We start from the raw sequence: 21,625 nt of genomic DNA on the forward strand, positions 1-21,625 counted from the left end.
GCAGATGTCCCCCCGCACGCGCCACGCCCTCGAGTTCGCCCTCGACAACCTCGTCTGGTTCATGCTGGTCTTCGTGCTGGTGGTCTTCTCCATCTTCATTCCGAACTATTTCCAGCTCGGCATCTTCGCCAACATCATAGAGGCGTCGAGCGTGCTTGGCGTCATGTCGATCGGCCTGGCGCTGGTCATCATCACCGGACACATGGACCTGTCGGTCGAATCCGTGGCAGCGCTCGGTGCCATGGCGGTGGGCATCCTGTTCTGCTCGGCGGGCATCGGCCTTGGCGTTCAATTGCACCCGGAATGGCTGATGGTTCCGGTTTCGCTGCTGCTTGCCCTGGCTGTCGGCGGCATCATCGGCGTCATCAACGGCTATTTGGTCGTGAAGGTGAAGATGAGTGCTTTCATCATCACGCTTGCGTCCTACATCTGGGTGCGCGGCCTTGTGCTGGTTATTTCCGGCGGCCGCTCCGCACAGGATCTTGCGCCGGCAATCCGCTGGTTCGGCATTCAGCGCCTCCTTGGCCTGCCGCTCACCGCCTGGATCGCTATTGCCTGTTTCGTAGTGTTCTCGCTGATCATGGCCAAGACACCCTTCGGCAGGCATCTCGTCATGATCGGCGGCAACGAGACCGCAACCTTCCGCGCCGGCATCCGTGTGAATCGCAACCTCGTCATTGCCTTCGTTCTCGCTGGCGCCATAGCTGGCCTTGCCGGCTGGCTGCTGGCGATCCGTACCTCCGGCGCCACCGCCAATCTCGGCGTCGGCCTGCTGTTCAACGCCTTCGCCGCCGTCGTCATCGGCGGCGTCAGCCTGAAGGGCGGCGTCGGCACCCTGCCCGGCGTTTATGCCGGCGTGCTTTTGCTGTCCGCCATCAACACTGCGATCAACCTCATGGGCCTTCCGGCCAACTTCACCCAGGTGATCCACGGCCTGCTGGTGCTTGCCGCCGTGCTGCTCGACGCATTCAAGCAAACCATCCGCCAGAGGCTGGCATGACCGGCCGTCTCGAAGATAGGGTCGCGCTGATCGTCGGCAGTGCGCGCGGCATCGGCAAGGGCATTGCACAACGCTTTGCCGAAGAGGGCGCGAAGCTCGTCCTGGGCGATACCGAGGTCGAGGCCGGGCAAGCGGCCGCGGACGAGCTCGACGCTGCCTTCATTCGCACCGACATCTCGCAGATGGCCGATGCGGAGGCCGCCGTTGCGCTGGCGCTCGAACATCACGGCCGTCTCGACATTATGGTCCAGAATGCCGGCATCTATCCCTGGCAGCTGCTGGAAAACACCAGTCCGGACGACTGGGACCGTGTCATGGCGGTCAATTTACGCGGCAGCTTCAATGCCGCCCGTGCCGCGCTCGTTCCGATGAAGGCGCAGCACTTTGGCCGCATGCTGTTCACCTCCTCCATCACCGGCCCGCACGTCACCAGCCCGGGTCATGGCCACTATTCGGCGACCAAGGCTGGTATCAACGGCCTGATCCGTTCGGCCGCCCTCGAATTCTCGGGCTATGGCATCACCGTCAACGGCGTCGAGCCCGGCAATATCCTCACCGAAGCAATCCAGCTGCATCGCGGCGCGGCCTTCATCAAGAACATGGAAGACGCCATCCCGCTCGGCCGCCTCGGCAGCCCGCGCGACGTGGCCAATGCTTTCCTGTTCCTGGCCTCGGACGAGGCCAGCTATATCACCGGCACGACCATAATCGTCGACGGCGGGCAGCTGCTGCCCGAGGGCAAGGATTTTCGGCTGCTTCCGCCATGATCCTCGATTTTGGCGACGGTTTTTTCCTGCGCCAGGCAACAACAGCCGATCATCCGGCACTTGCCATGATCTGCCTCAAGACCGGCGACGCGGGCAAGGACGCGACCGGCCGCGAAGACGACCCGGGTCTGCTCGGCCTCGTCTACACCATTCCCTACCAGGTCCTCGAGCCCGATCTGGCGTTCATCGTCGACGGCCCCGCAGGCGCCTGCGGTTATCTCCTTGGCGCAGCCGACACAAATTCCTTCAATGCCAGGTTGGCCACGGAGTGGTATCCGGACCTTCAGGTACGCGTGGCCGACCCGGGACCCGACAGTTCCCGCTGGCGCGGCAGCGATTGGCTGCGGCACAAAATTCATCATCCCAATTTCGCCGTACTGCAAGCGCTGGCCGCCTATCCCTCGCATGGCCATATCGACCTGTTGCCGCAGGCGCGCGGGAAAGGTATCGGCAGGCGAGCGATGGGCTTTCTCGATGAGTGCCTTGCCGCAAGCGGCTCAACCGGATTTTGCCTCGAGGTCATGCCGCAGAATGTCCACGCGCTGAACTTCTACAGAACTGTCGGATTTAAGGTGTTGCAGGACGTCGGATTACCAAACCGCTGCATCTATGTCGCCAAGCGACTTGGCTTCGCGCCGGAAGTTGCAGGCTAACGTGCCCGGCGCCGACGCAGCAAGGTGTGAGCCGCGCCGATAAAACTCGATTTGCTACCAATACTTTAACTTCGGTTTACCCGAAGTTGGTAACAGCAACGACGCTGGTTTTCATCCTTCAAGCAAAGGGCCTACCTTGCCACGGCTTTACAGCTCTCCTTTCGGCCACCGGAGCGATTGCAACTGGTCGAGATTGCATCGCCGCGAACATCTGACGTTCGCCGCGATGGCCAATGCGAAGGCTGGCGTTGCCAAGGCCCGGAAACGCGGTGGACGGGACTCCGGTGCCGGGAGCCGCGCTTGAGCGTCATTCGCGCCCTTGAAGGTGCCGATCTTCCGGCAGTCGCAGGCATGTTTCAACGCGTGCTGCGCAAAGAGCGGACCGAAGCGCCGCCAGCGCTCATCGAATATATGAGACGGTTTTATCTTGAGGCTCCGGGTTGCGGAGGCGATCTGCGGTCGCTTGTCCACGTCAACGATTCAGGCCGCGTCTCCGGGTTTGTCGGCGTTCACGTATTGCCGATGCAGTTCAACGGCCGACAACTACGAGCCGCCATCTGCAGCTCGCTCATGGTCGAGGATCATGAGCGCGACCCGATGGCCGGCGCTCGCTTGTTGAAAGCTTATTTGGATGGTCCGCAGGACATCTCGTTCAGCGAGACGGCAAATGATATCTCCACGAAGTTGTGGACCCGGCTGCGCGGCGTGGTCCTGCCGCAATACAGTCTCGATTGGGTACGCGTAATGCGGCCGTCGACCTTTGTGCTCGGCCTTTCCGCCAGTCGCATGAAGCTTGTCCGGATGCTCATTCCGTTTGCCCATGCCATCGACCGATTTTATTGCAGGCGAATGAAGTCTGGCGAACGGCGCTGGTCCGGTGTGGCGGCGGACGGAGCAGGCCATGGTGCCTTTCAGATGTCCGAAATCGACAGCCACACATTTGCCAAGCTTGTCGAACCGTTGACCGCCCATTTCGCCCTGCGCCCGGCGTGGGAGGAAGACCTGCTCGATCATATCCTGACCGATGCGGCACAAAAGCTTGATCTGGGCGAGCTCGTTTTCGTGTCCGTGGCATCCCCGGTCGGCACCAATATCGGCGCATTCGCCTACCACGCACGGAGGGGTGAAATCGGTCGCGTGCTGCAGATCCTCGCCCTCCCCGGCCAGGCCGGTTCGGTCATCGACTGCCTGATCGATCATGCCGCCGTGCGCGGCGTCAGCGGCCTGCGCGGACGCATTCAACCTGCACTTCTGGAAGCAATGCTTGGGCGACGCATAGCTTTCCTGACCGTTGCCTCGACCGTGGTGCATTCACGCGATCCCGAGCTTTTGGATGCCATGAAGAACTCGCGAGCTTTCCTGAACGGGCTGGCGGGCGAGCAGTGGAGCCAGTTGATCGGCGGCCGCTTCAGCTGAGGCATTCAGCCGTGCGGGAGCGAACCATGCCAAAGGCGGTCACGAATGCCCTGCGATATGTTCAACAAGGCGAGGCGCTTCCTCGGCGATCGCCAAGATGATGCCTGACTTGCGTGTGGAGGCGAAGTCCAGCCCTGCGAAGTAAAGACCCGACAGGGCGGCCACGCCATCCGCGTGAACAGGCTGTCCCGCGCTGTCTAACGCTCCGGGAAGCCTCATCCAACTGAAATCGCCCTTAAAGCCCGTGCACCACACCACGCTCGTTACGCCGGAGCGGGAGAGATCGAGCGAACCGATCGTCGGCTTCGGCTGGCGCAGCGCGACCGTCTCCGCCGGGTCGGGCTCCGCAACGGGTGCATCGATCCCGGTGCGGCTGATATAGTCGTCGACATAGCGTTTGACATTTTCGGAGGCTTCATCCGCAAAGCGGACATTCGCTTCGAGATCGTCGGCGAACGAGAGGCTGCCGCCATCCTCGATGCCGGCGAGGCGCCCAAGAAGCACGACACCCTTGGCGCTCAGCGCCTGAAGGCTTATCGTATGCATCGACCCGAGCACGCCACGCGGCGGGATGCGTCCCGCAAGTCGAATGACTTCCTCCCGGCGCACGTCGAGAAACCCGCTTTCGAGCAGCCAAACCATGATATCGCGACCGCGGTAGCGTCGTGGGAGCCGTCCGACACGACTGGTCGCAAGGAAGACCGTTCGGCCCGCTTCCGCCAATTCCTCTGCGATCTGAACACCAGATTGGCCGCCTCCGACCACCAGCATCGCTCCATCGGGCAGATCGGCGGCGCTGCGGTAGCCGGAAGCGTCGATCTGGCGGAGAGCTGGCGACAACGCGGCGGCCCAGACCGGGCGCACCGGACAATTCAGGCAGCCGCTTGCGACGATCACGTTGCGTGCCCAAAGCGTGCCGTGTGAGGTGGTCAGCCGATAGGCGCCATTCTCGTGCGTGAGTTCGCTTACCGCAGTATCCGGTTCGATCGGCAGCGCGTTGCGCCCGGCGAAATCCTCAAGGAGAGTGACGAACTGATCGCGCGTCAGGGCACCATCCGGATCCGGACCGTCATAGCAATCGCCTGGCATGACGGTCTGGATGTTGGGAGTATTCATCCGAAATGAATCCCAGCGCTGTGTGCGCCAGGTCTCTCCTATGCGGCCCCGCTCCAATACGCTGTGGCACAGGCCCCGTCGCGCCAGCCAATAGCTGACACCCAGGCCGGCCCAGCCGGCCCCGATGACGACAGCATCGAGAACATCGCCGCCATCAGTCATTTGCTGCGGTGATCTCATAATCGCCCATCCCACCATCCCGGCGCAGCATTAAGCCTTGTCCACAACAATGAGTCCAGCAGCGCCGATTTCCGTCCGACTGGCCGAGCGCATTCCGGTTCGCCAGCCTCTCGCCAGACCGCAAGGCGTAGTTTCCATCGAGAAACTCGCTTGCTCGTCCACAAAAAGCCGATCACAGATCAAGACGGACAGAGCAATGTGGCGCGAAACATCGGTTAGCTGAAGCGCTCGCAGCGGACTGGTTGGTGAGGCAGGTCAGGTCTCGACTTCCTCGACCTCGGCAACGAGCTGCGGGCGCAGGTGGAGATAGCGCGTGGCCTTTCGCTTCGCGGTGATATCCGCCCAGACGCGTTCCACTTGTGAGGCGTCTAGGCCGGCCGCCTGCCCCACCACTTCGGCCGCCACGCCTTTGTTGATGCCGCAAAGGCAAATATCCATGCGGTCATAGGGAAGCGAGAAGTAGAACTCCTCCTGCGTCTGCGCCAACGAGTAGGTGTCGGTGGTCGGTGGTCGGTTGCGGATTTCCTCCGGGACGCCGAGATAGGCGGCCAGCGCGTAGACCTGCGTTTTATAGAGGTGTGCGATCGGCTTGACGTCGGCGGCGCCGTCACCGTTCTTCACGAAGAACCCCTGATCGTATTCCAGCCGGTTCGGCGTTCCAAGAACGGCGAAATTCAGGCGATCGGCATGATAGTATTCGATCTGCTTGCGCGTGCGCTGTTTCATATTGGTGGCAGCGACGACACCGAGATAGACCGGCAGCGGCATTCTTACTTTGGTCTGCTTGCCCTTGGGGTCCTGCACCACAAGCGACGAAATATTGTAGCCCTCGCTCTCCAGAGCATTAGCGATCACGACCTTCGAGGCCCAGCCTTCGCCGTATTCCGGGACCAACTCTCGGATGAAGGCGTCGCGGCGTTGGTAGCAGCCCATGGCGCGCAAGGCCGGCCCGATATCCTCTACAATAGCTTCGACACCGAAAGTGTCGGCGACAAGACGGCCGAGCCGCAGACTTTCCGGATCGGAATCGTTTTCCGGCATAAAGAGGCAGAGTACATTCTGGCCGCCGATAGCCCGCGCTGCCAACGCGACCGAAACGCTGGAATCGATCCCGCCGGAAAGACCGAGCACGAGGCCGCGCTTGCGAATGCCGCGCAGCTGCTGGCGCAAGGCCGTTACGATACGGTCCGTTTCGATGGCGGGGTCGATCGCGAGAGCCTGCGCCAGAAAGGCCTGCGCATCCTCATTCGGGCGAACACTCATTGCGCGGTCTCCATCATCTCTGCCGCAAGCCGACGGCTGACCTTGCCCGTATGCGTCTTCGGCAGTTCCCGATGGAACTCGACGACCTTGGGGACCATGAAGTCCTCAAGGTGACGTGCGCAGTGGCGCATGACATCCTTTTCGCTGAGTGTCAGGTCCGAGCGCACCACGAATGCGCCGATCGCATGCCCAAGCATCGGGTCCGGCACGCCGACGACCACGGCTTCCGCGATGCCCGGATGGGCGTGAAGCACGGCTTCCACTTCCTTCGGGGCGACCTTCTCTCCCCGCGTCTTTATGATGTCGTCCTTGCGTCCGACGAAATAGAGAAAACCATCCTCATCGGTCCTGAACAGGTCACCGGTGTAGAGAACCTTCTCCCAAGGGTTCGGGCCTGGCCGCAGGGTCCGTTCCGTCGCGGCTTCGTTTCGCCAATAACCCTGCATGACATGCGGTCCGCGAATGACCAGCTCACCCGCTACGCCCGATGGCACTCGTTGCCCGTCCTCGTCGACGACAAAGGCTTCGGTGTTCGGAATGGCTATTCCGACCGACCCCGGCCGGCGGTCGAGTTCCTCGGGCGGCAGATAGGTACAGCGCTTGCACTCCGTCAGGCCATACATCGAATAGAGCCTGACGCCGGGAAAAAGTGAGCGCAGGCGCTCTATATGCGCTGGTGGCAAGGCAGCCGCCGTGTTGGAAATATAGCGAAGGCTGGGCAGGAAGCCCGGCGTCAACTCGCGCATCTGCAGGATCATCGCTGCCATCGTGGGCACAAGCGGAAGCCCGGTCACGCCCTCCTCCCGGATACGCTCAAAGACCGCTTGAGGAAAAGCGAAGGACTTTTCGAGCACGAGCGTGGCGCCGAGCCTGACAGCCATCAGCAACTGATAAAGGCCATAGTCGAAGGCAAGGGGAAGAACATTCAGGATGATGTCGTCCGGCGAATTGCGCAGATAGGTGGTGATGGAGTCCGCAGCCGCGTCGCAATTGCGGTGGGTCATCATCACGCCCTTGGGCCGGCCCGTTGAGCCCGAGGTGTAGATCAGCATCGCAAGATCGACGTCGATGCCGCGGTGGTCGACATCCATGGCTTCGAACGTCAGGCAGTCCGCCAGGGATGCAGCCCCTACCGGACATTGGCCCTCGGCACCAACGGTAGAAGCCACAAAGGTGCCGGTCTTGTTGCCGCACGCCTCAGTGACCACAGGCATCAGTTTTGACTGGGTAAGGATCGCCGCAGCGTCGCAATCGCCGATGATGTAGGCAAGCTTGTCGGCCTTGGTGGATGCGTTGATTGGACTGAACGTCGCCCCTGCCTTGAGAACGGCGAAAATCGAAACCGCAGCCTCCCAGCAATTGTCCATGAAGATCAGGACTCGATCCTTGCGCCTGACGCCATTCGCAAAAAGGGCGGCGGCCAGGCGGCTAGAAAGATTGTCCAGTTCTTCGTAGCTCAGCCTTTTGTCCTTGGTGATCAAGGCCGTTTTGGCGGGATGGGCAGCGGCCTTGGCGGCCAGGGAAGATTCAATCCGCATGAACGCTCCTCGCCGACCGCACCTACGCTGCCAGCGCCTTTGCTCTCGCACTGATGAAGGATGAGAGGCGTTCAATCGAATCCAGATTGGCCGGCACGACGTCGGAATCGACCATCGCTATGCCGAAATCGTCCTCTATGAAGGCCACCAGTTCCAGCACGGCGGTCGAGTCGATGATGTCGTTTTCGATCAGCGAATCTGTATCCGCAAGCTGGTACGACGTGTCGCCGAACAGGAAGTTGTCGACGATAAAGCTTCTCACCTTGTCCTTGATTGTAACCATTTTCTTTCCTTCCCTTCTCAAGCTGCTCGTGCTGCACCGACCTCTTGGCCGGTGAAATTTTTCTGCCACAGTTGCGTCGACAAAATGCCGACAAAGGCCGCGTTGTCGCGGAACCCGGATACTGGCTGCGTGCGGCATTTCTCATGAAGCTTTGCCACCGCCTTGGCGTTGAACAGTCCGCCGGCAGCGATGCTTGCTTCGCTCAAGCAGTCGCCGACGTAATCCAGCTCACCGGCTCCCACGAAGGAGCTGGCGTCCGGGGCCCGGTAAGGCTGTTTGGTACGCTCCCCGATCGCCATCGGGAGCAGGTGCTTGGTTGCCTTGCGCAGTATGTGCTTTTCCACCAATCCCTTCAGCTTCATCTCCGGCGGGAGTCTTGCTGCGAACTCGACCAAACGAGGATCGAGGAAAGGGAACCGTCCTTCGATACCATGCGCCATGGCCATGCGATCGCCCTGGCTGGAGAGGATGTAGCCCGGCAGGAGGAAGCGGGTTTCGAGATATTGCGCCTGATGAAGCGGGTGCCACAGGGAAAATGCCTGGGGCAACCGGCTGACCAGATCCTCGGCCGCGTCATAACCCTTTAAGGTCGCACGCAGGTCACCGGAAAAGAAAATCTTCGCCGCCGCCGTGGTCTTGAAGCGCGGCCGATGTGAGAATAGCGGATCGCCGAGGTCAGCGTTGCCGGTGCCAAAGAATGCAGACAGATACTCCACGGATTGCTGTTGCAGACCCGGCAGATAGGGATAAAGCCTGCGAAACAGCTGTGGCCTGATGCGCGATGCCGGCTGCTGTCCGCAGAACCGGCGAACACGCGCTTCCTTGAAGACATCGTAGCCTGCGAAGACCTCGTCGGCGCCCTCGCCGGTCAGCACGACCTTCAGGCCGGCCTGGCGAACGAGGCCGGACAGCTGGTAGAGAGGCGCCGGCGCCGTGCGGATGATCGGCCGTTCGGTAAAATGGATGACTTCGGGAAAGACACGAGCGATATCGCCGGCATGGCAGGCAATAGCTCGATGATGGGTGCCAAGTGCAGAAGCCATCTCGGCCTGGAAGACACTTTCGTCGTGCTCGGTGCTGTCGAACGTCACGGAAAATGTTTGCAATTTCCGAGGGGTCATGCCGGCGGCGAGCGCCGAAACAACCGATGAATCGAGGCCGCCTGAGAGATAGGAGCCGACCGGCACGTCGGCCCGCATGCGAAGCCTCACCGCATCGGTCAAAAGCGCCTGCAACTCCTCGGCCGCATCGTCCTCGTTCGTGACTTTCGACGGCGCGTCTCGATGCGGATAGTCCAGGTGCCAATAGGGTTTGACCGTGACCTGCCCCTGCGTCGCGATCATCACGCTTGCCGGCTCAAGCTCGTGGATATTGCGGAAAGCCGTGCGGGGAGCGATCGGCGCCCACAGCGTAAATATCTGGTCGAGTGCAACCGGATCGATTTCGGCCGAGACGCCGGGCACCTTCAGCAGGGCTTTGATCTCCGACGCGAAGTAAAGCACCCCGTCCTTGCTCGTGTAGAACAGCGGCCGGACACCCATCCGGTCTCGTGCAAGCACCATACGCCGACGCCTGTTATCCCATATCGCGAAGGCGAAATCACCGTTCAGAAGGGACAGGCAGTCTTCGCCCATCTCGTCATACAGCTGCAGGATGACCTCTGTGTCGCTCGACGTGCGGAAGCGTCGGCCCTTGGCTATCAGCCCATCGCGCAATTCCAAATAGTTGAAAATCTCGCCGTTGAACGCAATCGTCAAATTGCCTGACACGTCGGACATCGGCTGCTGGCCATCACCGATCCCGACCACGGACAGCCGCGCATGCCCGAGCCCTGCGTCCGGCGCTATGAACGTCCCTTGCTCATCCGGCCCGCGATGGGCGATCGCAGCTGTCATGCGCGCAAGCAAAGCTTCCGCATCCCGGACCGAACCGAAATAGCCTCCGAATCCGCACATTACTACAGCCCATATATCGGTGAGATCCGAAATATAACCTCAATAGTGATCTTAAGCGTTAACCCGCATATGGTCATACAGAGCATGGTTAACAGTAAATTAAAACAAAACTGGTAATTTTTATGATGATAATCTAATCCAGATACAGAATTACATCTAAAAGTAAATGCAACTCTTGTCCGAGTTGCGGTGGCGCTGTCGCGTAGCGGCTCATGGCTGGCAGGAGCCATAACAGATCGCTTGTGCGTTCGACGGATTTGCAATCCCGAGTCGCCCCGCTCTAACCTGACAAAACGTACGGAACCTAAAAGCGCTTAGTTGCCCCGAAGCCAGTGAGCGCTGCTCTTTTGTGCCCCGTCGAAAATACCAAGAGCTGGCGTCGTCGGTGCATCTGCACATCGGCAAGTGAGCCGATCAGCGATCCAGGCTAGAACCAAACGGTTGTGGTGGGCGATGACGGGCTCGAACCGCCGACATCTTCGGTGTAAACGAAGCGCTCTACCAACTGAGCTAATCGCCCGCTCCGGGCCGGACCTTTAAGCAGTTAGGGCGCGCTTCGCAAGGCCAAATGAGCAGACAACGCGTAGGCCGCTAGCAGGTTTTGGCAACAAAATCCTGCCCGTAAAAAAACCTTCTCCTGTTTGCTGTAATGCTGTCCTGCTCCGCTTGACACCCGGCGGCTTACCCCTTATCCACCGCCCCAACGACGAACACGGCTGACACGTGCTCGTCTTGCGCGGGTGTAGCTCAGTTGGTTAGAGTGCCGGCCTGTCACGCCGGAGGTCGCGGGTTCGAGCCCCGTCACTCGCGCCATTTCTTTCAAGGGGTTAGCTACCGTCCCTTGAAAAGTCTCGACTTTCATTTTTTTCTGAAAGTTGAGCTGGCAGATGGTTCCTTTTAGCGCCTGGTTTTCGTCGATCGAATCCTAGCGGTGATCGCCTCGACCAGTGAGGTGCTCTACAAATCGCGATAGTGTAAGATGCGAGAAGACGCGCCAGCAAGGTAGCCCGTCAACATCATTGTCCCCAAGACTATCCAAAGCTCGTGCCATGGCTGCAAAAATCTTAATGGCGATGAGAGGCCCTTGCAAATGAGGACATCAATCGAAAATTGTGAGATTTAGGTTCGATCTGACCGGTCAAATAAGGGGGACTTTGTTCATGCGTGATCAAACCGATGGTTACCTAAATCTTCTTGAATCCACACTTGCCGCCGCTCTCCAGGACCAACGTACGGTGGACGAACAGCGTCAGAGCATTGCGCCTCTCGTGGATGGCATGTCTCTTTTTGACAGCGTTCGGCACAATGACGATCGCGGCAGCGTCACCGAGATCTATGATCCGCGCTGGGGTTGGCATCCCGATCCCCTGGTTTTTTCCTACATTTTCACGATTCGTCCTGGCATGGTGAAGGGTTGGGGTTTGCACAAGCTGCATGAAGACCGCTATTTCGTGGTGAGCGGCGAATTGGAACTTGTCCTTTACGATCCTCGACCTGAATCCAGCACCTACGGGAAGATTTCGAAGGTTTACCTCTCTGGCAGTCGTCCCCGCCTTGTCAATATTCCGAAATTTGTCTGGCATGCCGACCGCAATATTGGAAAATCCGAACTAGTCGTTATTAATTTTCCAACAATACAGTATGATCATTCAAATCCGGATAAGTACCGTTTGCCGATTGATACCGATCTCATTCCTTATGATTTCGGAAACGTAGAGGGATGGTGAACACACCCCGCATTTCCATTCTGATGCCGACCCATTCGCGCGTCGACGTTATCAACCTGGCCATCCAATCGGTATTGGATCAAACCTTCGAGGATTTCGAACTGCTGGTGGTAGGCGACGGCTGCGCGCCCGGCACGGCGGAGGTTGTTGAAGGCTTTCGAGACAACCGCATTCGCTTCTTCGATCTCCCCAAGGCGCCGAGTTTTGGCTACGCAAATCGCAACATCGCGCTGCGCGAGGCACGGGGCGAAATGATTGGCTTTGCAGCCGACGACGATCTGTTGTTTCCAGATCATTTTGAGATTCTTGCCGATGCGCTCAAAGGCGGGGCTGCCATCTCGTACAGCCAGGCGCTGTGGGTTTCCACGGACGGCATAGCCGCGCCCTTTTTGACCAATCTGGACATGGCCGACGAGTTTCGATTTTTCATGGAGAACGGTAACACAATACCAGCCAGTTGTTTTCTGTATCGGGCTGATAGCCTGCCTTCGCGAGACGTCTGGCCGGAGGATGTCGCGTCGGCCGCCGACTGGCGATTGTGGCAACGGATCATACGGGAGAATCCACACAATCCCTTCAGCTATTGCCGTATCCCAACTGTCTTGCATTTCAGCGCAACATGGAAGAAATCCCGGCACTCCGCAGTATCGCAACTCTCTACGCTTCTTGCGATTGCCGATGGGGCAGGCTGGTGGCCCCCCGCCTTACGAGTTTGGGTACCGGCGGGCAGCAATGAACAGTACGAGTATTCACGCCTCATGCGTGTGGAACCCGCGGCGTGGGTTGAGCAGATGCGTCGGGCCGTCGGCGATCTCGTGGCACGGCTTGCCTGGGAAGACGTGCAGAAGACTCGACCCACACTTGCAAAAGTCCAAGCAGAAAAAGCCATACTGCAACCGGAGGTATCGAGGTTGCAAAATGAGCTCGATCTGGCTCGCCAACGCTATATCGAACTTGAGGATACGGCTTCTAATGCGACGGCGGAAAAGGAGAAGATGGAGAAAGAACTGCAAGCTTGCCGAGCGGTAGTCGCAGCTTTGTACCAGTCCAGAAGCTGGCGCATCACGAGGCCCTTGCGAAGAATCGCCACCAGCCTGCGTTCGGAAAAATCGTCAAAGTCGCAAAGCGCGTAGATCCGGTCGGGAAACGTTGCCCGGGGGACGGAGCCGAATTGAGGATTCTGGTCGTTTCTCCCCCGCGCGAGATTTCCAGCGCCCGCAGTGCCGCCGCGCTATTTTTGTTTGAGCATTGGATATTCCCAACCTGGTTCCCACTTCTGGGTCCGATGCTCTATTTTTGTTTGAGCAACGGATTTTCCCAAAACCGGTTCCCACTTTTGGGTCCGATGCTCTGCCGGAGAAAAAGCCTTGGACGCTCTGAAATCGCTCATCGAATCGCGCCGTTTCGACCTCGTGATCATGGTCCTGATCCTGATCAACGCCGTCACGCTCGGCCTCGAAACCTCGCCTGGCGCGGTTGCTGCCTTTGGGCCGCTTCTGACGGCCATCGACCGCACGATCCTCGGCGTCTTCGTGCTCGAACTCGCGATCCGGGTGGTCGTCTACAGGACGCATTTCTTCCGCGATCCATGGCGCATCTTCGACCTCCTCGTCGTCGGTTTCGCGCTTATCCCCGCGACCGGTTCGCTCTCCGTGCTGAGGGCGCTGCGCATCTTGCGGGTCCTGCGGCTGATCAGCATCGTTCCGTCGCTGCGCCGTGTCGTCACCGGCTTCATCACCGCCCTGCCCGGCATGGGCTCGATCATGCTGTTGCTCGGGCTGGTGTTCTACGTCTTTGCGGTGATGGCGACGAAGCTCTACGGCGCATCCTTTCCCGAACTGTTCGGCGGCATACCGGAATCGCTCTTCACGCTTTTCCAGGTGATGACTCTCGAAGGCTGGTCGGACGGCGTGGTGCGCCCGGTCATGGAAGTCTATCCGACCGCCTGGCTGTTCTTCATCCCATTCATCATCGCGACCTCGTTCACCGTGCTCAATCTGTTCATCGGCGTGATCGTTTCGGCGATGGAGGCCGAGCATGAAGCTGTAGAATCGGCCGACAGGGCAACGCTGCATAGCGATCAGGCCACCATCCTCGCGGAAATACAGGCGCTGCGGACAGAGGTCCGGGAACTGTCGGGCATTCGCAGCTAGATCGCCTCAGCGCGGCCGGACAAGCATTTCCCTGCGGACATTGCGCATACAGCCAGTATTATCCGGCGAGCAGCGCCTCGACCTCATGCAGTGACGGCATCGACGGCGCCGTGCCCGGACGCGTCACCGAAATGCCGGCGACCGCGCAGGCGAAGCGGACCGCTTGCAACGGTTCCACCCCTCTCGCAAGTGCTGCGGCCAGGCCGCCATTGAAGGCGTCGCCCGCGCCGGTAGTTTCGACCACCGCGCCGGCATTGACCGCGCCGACATGGTCGGAGCGATCGGCCGTATGCAGGAGCGCGCCGTTTTCACCGAGCGTCACAATGACCGCGCCGACGCCCTTTTCGAGCAGCCTGTCGGCGGCGCGGCGGGCGTCGTCGATCGACGACACCTTGATGCCGGTCAGTTCCTCGGCCTCGGTCTCGTTGGGCGTGACATAGTCGCAAAGCGTGTAGATGCGGTCCGGAAGCTTTGCCGCGGGCGCCGGGTTGAGGATGGTCGTCACCCCTGCCCCGCGCGCGATCTCCAGCGCCCGCAGCGCCGCGTCGATCGGCTGCTCGAGCTGGGTGACGAAAACGCCGGCCGAGCGGATCAGGCCGGCATGGGTCTCGATGTCGTCGGGCGAAATCAGCATGGCCGCGCCGGGGCTGACGATGATGGCGTTGTTGCCGGTCGTCTCCTCGACGAAGATATAGGCTGCACCCGTGTAACTTTCCGGCGTGTCGATGACGGCGCTCTTCACGCCGGCCTGCGTCCAGGTCTGCCTGGCCATATCGGCAAAGGGATCGACGCCGAGGCGGGTCAAGAAGGTGACGTCGGCGCCGAGACGGCCAGCCGCAACCGCCTGGTTCGACCCCTTGCCGCCTGGGCCAAGCGTGAAGGATGTGCCAAGGATCGTCTCGCCCATGCGCGGCTGGCGGGCGGCGCGGTAGGCAGTGTCGGCGACGAATACGCCCAATATGACGACAGGCTTGCCTGGCATCTGCCTACTCCACGTCCGGCGGAACAACGCCCTTGCGGAACGCAAAACAGCCATAGAAGCGGCGCTCGCCGGTCTGGATGACGCAATAGGCCTTCTTGGCGCGCTCGTAGAATGCATAACGCTCGACCGAAATCATCGGCCATGGCTTGCCCTCCGCCGCGTCGATCTCTCTTTGCACTTGCCTCTGGACGGGCGGGATCTCGTTCGGCTGCCCGACGATCTCCATGCGGGCGGCGGCATCGTCGACGAAACTGTCCAGCGGATAGAGCGACAGCACCGCCTTGACCACATCGGCCGCCGGCGCGTCGATGCGCAGCAGCCGGCCGAGCACGGTCTGGCGCGCCACCGAATCGGAGGGGAAATTGGTGTCGGCGATGATCAAATCGTCGCCATGACCCATTGCCCGCAGCGCCTGGAGCACGTCGGCATTGAGCAGCGGATTGATCCCTTTGAGCATGGCATTCCTCCCGAACGGGCTTTTGTGTGAGGTCAGATACGGCGGCCGGTCTCTGCGTCGAAGAGGTGGACCTGCTCGAGCCGCGGTTTCAGGTGCAGCGTGTCGCCTGGCTTGAAGTCGTGGCGCTCGCGAAACAGCGCCACCATCTCGCCCTCGCCGAAACGCAGGAACACCAGCGTTTCGGAACCGGTCGGCTCGACCACCGAAATCTTCGCCGGCACGCCGTCGGGGTGGATTTCAAGATGCTCGGGCCGCACGCCGTAGACGACATTGCGGCCGTCCTCCACCGCACTCTTCGCTGATATCGGGAATGGCGTCCCGGCGATCTCTACGACAGCTTTGTCGCCCTTGCGCACCACGCCCTTGAGCAGGTTCATCGACGGCGAGCCGATGAATCCGGCAACGAACAGATTGGCCGGCCGATCGAACAGTTCCAGCGGCGCGCCGACCTGCTCGATGCGGCCGTCGCGCATCACTACGATCTTGTCGGCCATGGTCATGGCCTCGATCTGGTCGTGCGTGACATAGATGGTGGTGGTCTTCAGCCGCTGGTGCAATTCCTTGATCTCGGTGCGCATCTGCACGCGCAGCTTCGCGTCGAGATTCGACAGCGGCTCGTCGAACAGGAACACCTGCGGGTTGCGCACTATGGCGCGGCCCATGGCGACGCGCTGGCGCTGCCCGCCCGAGAGCTGGCGCGGATAGCGCTTGAGGTAGGGATTGAGGTCGAGGATATCGGCGGCGCGCCTGACCCGCTCGGCGACATCAGCCGGGTCGGTCTTCCGCAGCTTCAGTGCAAAGGCCATGTTCTGCTCCACCGTCTTGTGGGGGTAGAGCGCATAATTCTGGAACACCATGGCGATGTCGCGCTTGGCCGGCGGCAGATGATTGACGACACGGTCGCCGATGGCGATCGTGCCACCGGAAACGGTCTCCAGCCCCGCCACCATTCTGAGCAGCGTGGACTTGCCGCAGCCCGAAGGGCCGACCAGCACCACAAACTGCCCATCAGCTATGTCGACGCTGACATCGTGCAGGACCTTGACGGTTCCGAACGCCTTGGCCACATTGCTGATCGCGACTTGAGCCATCGGCCCCCCTTTCGTTGCGGTGAAGCTAAACAACGCAAACGGCGAGGGCAAGTCAGTCTTTTATCGATAAAAAACCCTACTCTCGTTGACACGGCACTTGGTTGCGAGAATAGTGAAAGGGCTCGTGTTATGCCCCTGTTCCGGGCGCGCCGAAACGCTAATCCGGACCATGGAAATCGAAGCGTCGCGGGAGGGAATTTGGGCCACTAATCCTGGGAGTCGCTGTTGTTGGGGAACATGTCCAGCGCTCCAGACATCCGAAAACAATCATCATTTGAGATTCTGGGAGGAACGAAATGAAAGTCAGCCTTTACAACCAGTTTATGCGCGCGGGAGCCACTCGCCGCGATGTGCTCAAGGGCGCGGCCAGCATGGCAGCGATCGCCGCGGCATCCGGCGCCGGGCTTGGCGCGCTGACGCGCCCGGCTTTCGCCGCAAGCGAACTGCGCGCGCAGATCCTGCAAATCCCGGGTGTCGGCAAGGGCCAGCCGACCGATGCCGACTTCCAGCAGGTCGGCGAGCTTTGCCTGGAGGCGACCAAGGCCAACGTCAAGGAAGGCGAGTTCGCCGGCGTCGAGCTCACCTTCATGGGCCTCAACAACCAGAACCTGCACAATGTGCTGTTTCGCGGCTTCCTGAAGCCTTGGGAAACCTACACCGGCGCCAAGATCAACTGGATCGACCTGGCGCAGGCGGACTACAATGCCCGCCTGCAGCAGTCGATCGCCACCGGCACCGTCGATTTTGACATCATCGAGATGGGTGCGCCGTTCGAAGGCGACGTCTGCGGCAAGGGCCTGACCTCCGAAATGCCGGACTGGGTCAAGGATCAGATCGACATGAAGGACGTCGTGGCCTATCTGCAGCCGCCGGTCGGCACCTGGGACGGCAAGCAGTATCGCGTGACCGTCGACGGCGACGCGCATAATTTCAACTACCGCACCGACGTGTTCGCCGATGCCGACCTCGCCAAGGCGTGGAAAGATGGCGGCGGCGAAGGTGAATGGGGCGTGCCGAAGACCTGGCAGCAGGTGCAGGCCGTGACCAAATTCCTCAAGGGCAAGCAGTTCCAGGGCCAGGACGTCTTTGGCTATCTCGACGCGCCCAAGGCGTGGGGCGGTTTCGGCTTCTACTTCCTCGGCAGCCGCGCCAGCGCCTATGCCAAGCATCCCGATGACAAGGCCTGGCTGTTCGACGCCGACACGATGAAGCCGCGCATCAACAATCCGGCCTGGGTGCGGGCGATCCAGGATGTGATCGACGCGCTTCCGTCGGAGCCCGCCGATCAGATCAACGCCGACCCGAACACCACCGCCTTCCAGCAGTTCCTGGCCGGCACCGGTTCGATGGTCACCTGGTGGGGCGACGTCGGCTCCAATGTCAAGACCAACGACTCCTCGGTCGTCGGCGACGTCACCGGCTTCTCGATCCTGCCTGGCTCGGACGACGTCTACAATTCCAAGACCGGCCAGTGGGACAAGCTCGCCAGCGGCCCGAACTATGCGCCGAACTGCGCCTATCTCGGCTGGGGCGTCTATGTCATGGCCCGCGTCGACAGCGACGAAAAGAAGAAAAAGGCGGCATGGTCTGCCGCGGCCCATCTCGGCGGCAAGGACCTGTCGCTCTGGTGCGCGGCATATCCGTCCGGCTTCCAGCCCTACCGCAACTCGCATTTCGACATTCCGGAATGGGTGGCGGCCGGTTACGACGAGGCATTCATCACCTCGTATCTCAAGTCGGAAGCCGACAGCTACAACCATCCGAACGCCGCGATCGAACCGCGCATCCCCGGCATCTTCCAATATTACAGCGCCGCCGAGGACATTCTGGCCAACACGTTCGCCGGAAAGATGAAGGCGCAGGAAGGCGCCGACGCCATCGCAGCCGCATGGGAGAAGCTGACCGACCAGATCGGCCGCGAAAATCAGGTCAAGCTCTACAAAGCCGGGCTGGGCTTTTTGGCTTATAGTGTGGTCACCGGTGGGCCGGCGACGCGAAGCCGCCGGACCGCACCTAGACCGGCCAACCGGTCATTAAAGCATTCAGTGAACGGACGAGACGCGTGGCTGACCAGACCTTGCCCACGAATGCGTGGCCGGCAAACGCCGCTCCATCCGATCTGATATCGCCGGGCCGCAAGCGGCTCGGCCGGGCCTTGATGGCCGCTGCGACGCTTGGCCTTCTGGCGGTGATCGCAGTTCAGATCCTCTACAAGACAGAGGTCGACACCATCGGGTTCGAGACCTGGCGGCCGGTCGTCTATGCCTATGTGCTGTGGGGGGCTGCGCTCGGCATCGGCCAGGTGCTGACACGCGGCGAAGACGGCCAGCGCGCGCTGTTCCTTTTGCCGGCGCTGCTGTTCACCATCGCCATGGTGATCTTCCCGACGCTGTTCGGCTTCTACATCGCACTGACCGACTGGAACCTCAGTTCCTTCTCCGGCCGGAAGTTCAACGGGCTCGACAATTTCTGGCAGATGCTGGCCGATCCCTACTATCGCAACGCGCTGTTCAACATGGTGCTCTATGTGCTCGCGGTGCTGGTCGAATATGTCATCGCCTTTGGCCTCGCACTGCTTCTCAACGCACAGATCCGGGCGCGCAAATTCTTCCGCGTCGTTTTCCTCATGCCGTTGATGCTGTCGCCGGTCGCAGTATCGTGGATGATCGGCAAATCGCTGATGGAGTACCGGTTCGGGCCGGCCGCGGCGCTGGCGCGCCAGCTCGGCTGGGAAAATCCCGCCTTCTTCTCAAACCCGATCACCGCCCGCATCTCGATCATGGTGCTGGATGCCTGGACCTTCATCCCGTTCATGATGATCATGCTGCTCGCCGGCCTTCAGGCGATGTCACGCGAGGTGCTCGAGGCGGCCAGGGTAGACGGCGCCAATGCCTGGCAGACCTTCTGGCAAGTCACCTTCCCGCTAATGCTGCCGGTGTCGGTGACGGCGATCATCCTGCGCATCATCTTCAAGCTGAAGCTTGCCGACATCATCATCACCGTCACCTCGGGCGGCCCGGGTGGTGCAACCGATTCCGTCTCAAGCTTCATCTATCGCGAGTATCGCGACCGCTCGAATGTCGGCTACGGCACCATGCTGGCTATGGCCTACCTCATCATCATCATCGTGTTCGTGACGTGGCTGTTGAAATTCGCCAACCGCTTCGTGCGCAACGTCAATTGATTGGGCGGCAACATGAGCGTTCAGACCACCGAGTATGCCGCTTCCGAAATCCGCTCGCCGGCGAGCTTTTTCGCCAACCGCGTCTTCATCTATGGCGCGCTGGTGTTCTGGGCCTTCATCTGCCTGTTCCCGATCTACTGGACGATAACCACCTCGTTCAAGACCGCCGTCGACGTCACCCAGGGCCATCTCATCCCCTTCGTCGACTTCCGGCCGGACTGGAAGGGCTGGCGCTCGCTCGGCCTGTCGCCAGACTCGATCTTCCGGACATCGACGGTGCGCGACGAGTTCATCAAGCGCTTCATGAATTCGGTCATCACTTCGGTCGGCGCGTCGAGCCTCGCCATCGTCATCGGCAGCCTCGCCGCCTACGGCCTGACCCGCTACCGCTATCACTTCGCATGGTTCAAGAATGAGGACATATCCTTCTTCTTCCTGTCGCAGCTGATCCTGCCGCCGGTCGTGCTCGCTTTGCCTTTTCTCGTGCTGTACCGGGAAGTCGGCATGCTCGACACGCGCATCGGGCTAATCCTGCTCTACACGCTGATGGTGCTGCCGATCGTCATCTGGATCATGCGCGACCAATTCAATTCGATCCCGGTCGAACTGGAGGAAGCAGCCCTCGTCGACGGCCTGTCGATCTGGGGCGCCTTCTTCCGCATCGTCATGCCGATCGCGCTGCCGGGCATGGTCGCCGCCTTCATCCTGGCAATGGTGCTGTGCTGGAACGAGTATTTTTTCGCCGCCCTGCTGACTTCGACCGACGCCAAGACCATTCCGGTCATGGTGGCGAGCCAGACCGGCTCGCAAGGCATCAACTGGTGGTCGATGGCAGCCCTTGCCACCGCCGCCATCACGCCGCTCGCCGTCATCGGCATCGCGCTGGAACGCTATCTGATCATGGGCATGACCGCGGGCGCGGTGAAGTAGACAATCAGTTGCCACGCTGGAGGGACAGCACCCCCCTCTGTCCTGCCGGACATCTCCCCCTCAAGAAGGGAGATTACGCGCCCAACCGCTTTCGCCAATCTCCATCGCAGTAGACTGAGCGGGGCGCGAAGGATCGCTACGGCTTTCATCCTGCACCCTGCAACGGTCGAAATGGCGCATCCTTTAACGCGACAGGATCGCCCGCAGATGCTCAAGGATCATCGCGACGCCCTTTTGGCCCAGTTCCGCCGAGGCTTCCGGCGCGCTCGCCGTATACCAGCCCGTATTGTCGGCGAAATGGCCGCCGTCCACCGCTTCGGGGCACAGCGCCAGCATCAGCGACGTCTCGCCGATCCCGGCATGATCGAACGGATATTGGCCGTTCATTGCGGCGGGCATCAGCGGATGCACCTGCACCCAGTTGAAGAAATTTTCACCCGCGGCATGCCCGGCATAGTAGTCGGCCATCGCCTGCGAGCCCCACCAGCCCTCGCCGCGCTCCTTTTCGAGAAAGCGGAAGATCGCCTGCCGCCCAGCGGTCTTGAAGGCGAGGTCGGTCGGCATCCCGGCGGCAAAATTCTCGGTCTGGTGCTGGATGATGGCGTGGATGTTGCGGAAGCCGATGCGCAACAGGCTGTAGAACAGTTCTTCGCCGAATGGCGCCAACGAATTGCCGCCGACTTGCACCGAGCCATTGCCCTCCGGCGGCGCCACCGCGTAGCTCGCCGCGCCATAGTAGAAGGGCGGCAGGATGACGATGTCGGCCTCCTTTTCGTACAACTCCAGCATCTTGACGACCGCCAGCGTGTCCATGCCAACAGCCATATGCTCGCCATGGTATTCGAGCACGCCGAGAGGGAGCACGGCCGGCCAGTTCTCGGCGATGGCCTTGCGGATCTGGTGCGGCAGCATCAGTTCGTAGCGCATGAT

The 21,625-nt window shown here is 60.8% G+C and carries 19 protein-coding genes and 2 tRNA genes; 11 read left to right on the forward strand and 10 right to left on the reverse strand.

From position 1 onward, the window contains the following. The first annotated feature begins 4 nt into the window (after positions 1–4). The 4 genes from NKH73_RS19500 (at position 5) to NKH73_RS19515 (ending at position 3,836) form a co-directional block, all read left to right on the forward strand. A complete protein-coding gene (locus NKH73_RS19500; RefSeq protein ID WP_352934935.1) occupies positions 5–1,000 on the forward strand; it encodes an ABC transporter permease in 996 nt (331 codons plus the stop codon). After that, positions 997–1,767, forward strand: coding sequence for an SDR family oxidoreductase (locus NKH73_RS19505; RefSeq protein WP_352934938.1), 771 nt, complete (start codon positions 997–999; stop codon positions 1,765–1,767). The genes NKH73_RS19500 and NKH73_RS19505 overlap by 4 nt, the downstream gene beginning before the upstream one ends. Next, the gene (locus tag NKH73_RS19510) at positions 1,764–2,420 is read left to right on the forward strand and encodes a GNAT family N-acetyltransferase (protein WP_352934942.1); all 657 of its coding nucleotides are present in this window, start codon (positions 1,764–1,766) and stop codon (positions 2,418–2,420) included. Before NKH73_RS19505 ends, NKH73_RS19510 begins: the two co-directional genes overlap by 4 nt. Positions 2,421–2,720: 300 nt before the next feature. Next, positions 2,721–3,836 carry a hypothetical protein gene (locus tag NKH73_RS19515; RefSeq protein ID WP_352935128.1) on the forward strand — a complete coding sequence of 372 codons (1,116 nt, stop codon included), beginning with the start codon at positions 2,721–2,723 and terminating at the stop codon, positions 3,834–3,836. Between the two features lie 39 nt (positions 3,837–3,875). Here the strand turns inward: NKH73_RS19515 and NKH73_RS19520 are convergent, their stop codons facing one another. The 6 genes from NKH73_RS19520 to NKH73_RS19545 all read right to left on the reverse strand — a co-directional run bounded on the left by NKH73_RS19520 (position 3,876) and on the right by NKH73_RS19545 (position 10,691). Next, on the reverse strand, positions 3,876–5,132 hold the full coding sequence (locus tag NKH73_RS19520; RefSeq protein WP_352934945.1) for a flavin-containing monooxygenase: 1,257 nt from the start codon (positions 5,130–5,132) through the stop codon (positions 3,876–3,878). A gap of 255 nt (positions 5,133–5,387) precedes the next feature. Beyond that, complete coding sequence (gene nadE / locus NKH73_RS19525) at positions 5,388–6,395, reverse strand: NAD(+) synthase (RefSeq protein WP_352934948.1); 1,008 nt, start codon at positions 6,393–6,395, stop codon at positions 5,388–5,390. Further along, the gene (locus NKH73_RS19530; protein ID WP_352934951.1) at positions 6,392–7,933 is read right to left on the reverse strand and encodes a class I adenylate-forming enzyme family protein; all 1,542 of its coding nucleotides are present in this window, start codon (positions 7,931–7,933) and stop codon (positions 6,392–6,394) included. The genes nadE and NKH73_RS19530 overlap by 4 nt, the downstream gene beginning before the upstream one ends. Positions 7,934–7,955: 22 nt before the next feature. Continuing rightward, positions 7,956–8,216 (reverse strand): acyl carrier protein, encoded by a 261-nt coding sequence (locus tag NKH73_RS19535; RefSeq protein WP_352934954.1) that lies wholly within the window; start codon positions 8,214–8,216, stop codon positions 7,956–7,958. A gap of 17 nt (positions 8,217–8,233) precedes the next feature. Continuing rightward, positions 8,234–10,171 (reverse strand): asparagine synthase (glutamine-hydrolyzing), encoded by a 1,938-nt coding sequence (asnB, locus tag NKH73_RS19540; protein ID WP_352934957.1) that lies wholly within the window; start codon positions 10,169–10,171, stop codon positions 8,234–8,236. Between the two features lie 444 nt (positions 10,172–10,615). Beyond that, positions 10,616–10,691, reverse strand: a tRNA-Val gene (locus tag NKH73_RS19545). Positions 10,692–10,907: 216 nt separating this feature from the next. Here NKH73_RS19545 and NKH73_RS19550 point away from each other — a divergent pair. From NKH73_RS19550 to NKH73_RS19565, 4 genes are all read left to right on the forward strand, one after another. Continuing rightward, a tRNA-Asp gene (locus tag NKH73_RS19550) sits at positions 10,908–10,984 on the forward strand. 347 nt (positions 10,985–11,331) lie between these two features. After that, a complete protein-coding gene (locus tag NKH73_RS19555) occupies positions 11,332–11,898 on the forward strand; it encodes a polysaccharide biosynthesis C-terminal domain-containing protein (protein ID WP_352934961.1) in 567 nt (188 codons plus the stop codon). Then, positions 11,892–13,031 carry a glycosyltransferase gene (locus NKH73_RS19560; protein ID WP_352934964.1) on the forward strand — a complete coding sequence of 380 codons (1,140 nt, stop codon included), beginning with the start codon at positions 11,892–11,894 and terminating at the stop codon, positions 13,029–13,031. Before NKH73_RS19555 ends, NKH73_RS19560 begins: the two co-directional genes overlap by 7 nt. A 234-nt stretch (positions 13,032–13,265) precedes the next feature. Continuing rightward, positions 13,266–14,051, forward strand: coding sequence for an ion transporter (locus NKH73_RS19565; protein ID WP_352934967.1), 786 nt, complete (start codon positions 13,266–13,268; stop codon positions 14,049–14,051). Positions 14,052–14,109: 58 nt separating this feature from the next. Here NKH73_RS19565 and rbsK read toward each other — a convergent pair whose 3' ends face one another. Genes rbsK through NKH73_RS19580 form a run of 3 tightly spaced genes read right to left on the reverse strand, consistent with a single transcriptional unit; the run spans position 14,110 to position 16,581 of the window. Then, positions 14,110–15,033 carry a ribokinase gene (gene rbsK, locus NKH73_RS19570; protein WP_352934970.1) on the reverse strand — a complete coding sequence of 308 codons (924 nt, stop codon included), beginning with the start codon at positions 15,031–15,033 and terminating at the stop codon, positions 14,110–14,112. 4 nt (positions 15,034–15,037) lie between these two features. After that, a complete protein-coding gene (locus tag NKH73_RS19575; RefSeq protein ID WP_352934973.1) occupies positions 15,038–15,490 on the reverse strand; it encodes an RbsD/FucU family protein in 453 nt (150 codons plus the stop codon). A 32-nt stretch (positions 15,491–15,522) separates the two neighbouring features. After that, positions 15,523–16,581: an ABC transporter ATP-binding protein gene (locus tag NKH73_RS19580; RefSeq protein ID WP_352934976.1), complete on the reverse strand. Its 1,059-nt coding sequence runs from the start codon at positions 16,579–16,581 to the stop codon at positions 15,523–15,525. Positions 16,582–16,877: 296 nt separating this feature from the next. On the opposite strand from NKH73_RS19580, the gene NKH73_RS19585 reads away from it, so the two are divergent. From NKH73_RS19585 to NKH73_RS19595, 3 genes are read left to right on the forward strand one after another with little or no spacing between them, the layout of a single operon-like run. After that, positions 16,878–18,704, forward strand: coding sequence for an ABC transporter substrate-binding protein (locus NKH73_RS19585; protein ID WP_352934979.1), 1,827 nt, complete (start codon positions 16,878–16,880; stop codon positions 18,702–18,704). Then, positions 18,644–19,765, forward strand: coding sequence for a carbohydrate ABC transporter permease (locus NKH73_RS19590; protein ID WP_352934982.1), 1,122 nt, complete (start codon positions 18,644–18,646; stop codon positions 19,763–19,765). Before NKH73_RS19585 ends, NKH73_RS19590 begins: the two co-directional genes overlap by 61 nt. 12 nt (positions 19,766–19,777) lie before the next feature. After that, entirely contained in the window at positions 19,778–20,695 is a 918-nt protein-coding gene (locus NKH73_RS19595; RefSeq protein ID WP_029353494.1) for a carbohydrate ABC transporter permease, read from the forward strand. A 183-nt stretch (positions 20,696–20,878) separates the two neighbouring features. Here NKH73_RS19595 and NKH73_RS19600 read toward each other — a convergent pair whose 3' ends face one another. Then, positions 20,879–21,622: a creatininase family protein gene (locus tag NKH73_RS19600; RefSeq protein WP_352934986.1), complete on the reverse strand. Its 744-nt coding sequence runs from the start codon at positions 21,620–21,622 to the stop codon at positions 20,879–20,881. Between the last annotated feature and the right edge of the window lie 3 nt (positions 21,623–21,625).

The sequence above is a fragment of the Mesorhizobium sp. M0938 genome, from assembly GCF_040319125.1.
Classification (GTDB): domain Bacteria; phylum Pseudomonadota; class Alphaproteobacteria; order Rhizobiales; family Rhizobiaceae; genus Mesorhizobium; species Mesorhizobium robiniae.

What these genes read in the sequence shown, in the direction of transcription:
- NKH73_RS19520 (WP_352934945.1), bottom strand. Translation starts at nt 5,132, where the DNA reads ATGAGATCACCGCAGCAAATGACTGATGGCGGCGATGTTCTCGATGCT.
- NKH73_RS19510 (WP_352934942.1), top strand. Translation starts at nt 1,764, where the DNA reads ATGATCCTCGATTTTGGCGACGGTTTTTTCCTGCGCCAGGCAACAACA.
- NKH73_RS19600 (WP_352934986.1), bottom strand. Translation starts at nt 21,622, where the DNA reads ATGCGCTACGAACTGATGCTGCCGCACCAGATCCGCAAGGCCATCGCC.
- NKH73_RS19535 (WP_352934954.1), bottom strand. Translation starts at nt 8,216, where the DNA reads ATGGTTACAATCAAGGACAAGGTGAGAAGCTTTATCGTCGACAACTTC.
- NKH73_RS19560 (WP_352934964.1), top strand. Translation starts at nt 11,892, where the DNA reads ATGGTGAACACACCCCGCATTTCCATTCTGATGCCGACCCATTCGCGC.
- NKH73_RS19585 (WP_352934979.1), top strand. Translation starts at nt 16,878, where the DNA reads ATGAAAGTCAGCCTTTACAACCAGTTTATGCGCGCGGGAGCCACTCGC.
- NKH73_RS19595 (WP_029353494.1), top strand. Translation starts at nt 19,778, where the DNA reads ATGAGCGTTCAGACCACCGAGTATGCCGCTTCCGAAATCCGCTCGCCG.
- NKH73_RS19575 (WP_352934973.1), bottom strand. Translation starts at nt 15,490, where the DNA reads ATGCTCAAAGGGATCAATCCGCTGCTCAATGCCGACGTGCTCCAGGCG.
- NKH73_RS19580 (WP_352934976.1), bottom strand. Translation starts at nt 16,581, where the DNA reads ATGGCTCAAGTCGCGATCAGCAATGTGGCCAAGGCGTTCGGAACCGTC.
- NKH73_RS19530 (WP_352934951.1), bottom strand. Translation starts at nt 7,933, where the DNA reads ATGCGGATTGAATCTTCCCTGGCCGCCAAGGCCGCTGCCCATCCCGCC.
- nadE (WP_352934948.1), bottom strand. Translation starts at nt 6,395, where the DNA reads ATGAGTGTTCGCCCGAATGAGGATGCGCAGGCCTTTCTGGCGCAGGCT.
- NKH73_RS19505 (WP_352934938.1), top strand. Translation starts at nt 997, where the DNA reads ATGACCGGCCGTCTCGAAGATAGGGTCGCGCTGATCGTCGGCAGTGCG.
- asnB (WP_352934957.1), bottom strand. Translation starts at nt 10,171, where the DNA reads ATGTGCGGATTCGGAGGCTATTTCGGTTCGGTCCGGGATGCGGAAGCT.
- NKH73_RS19555 (WP_352934961.1), top strand. Translation starts at nt 11,332, where the DNA reads ATGCGTGATCAAACCGATGGTTACCTAAATCTTCTTGAATCCACACTT.
- rbsK (WP_352934970.1), bottom strand. Translation starts at nt 15,033, where the DNA reads ATGCCAGGCAAGCCTGTCGTCATATTGGGCGTATTCGTCGCCGACACT.
- NKH73_RS19500 (WP_352934935.1), top strand. Translation starts at nt 5, where the DNA reads ATGTCCCCCCGCACGCGCCACGCCCTCGAGTTCGCCCTCGACAACCTC.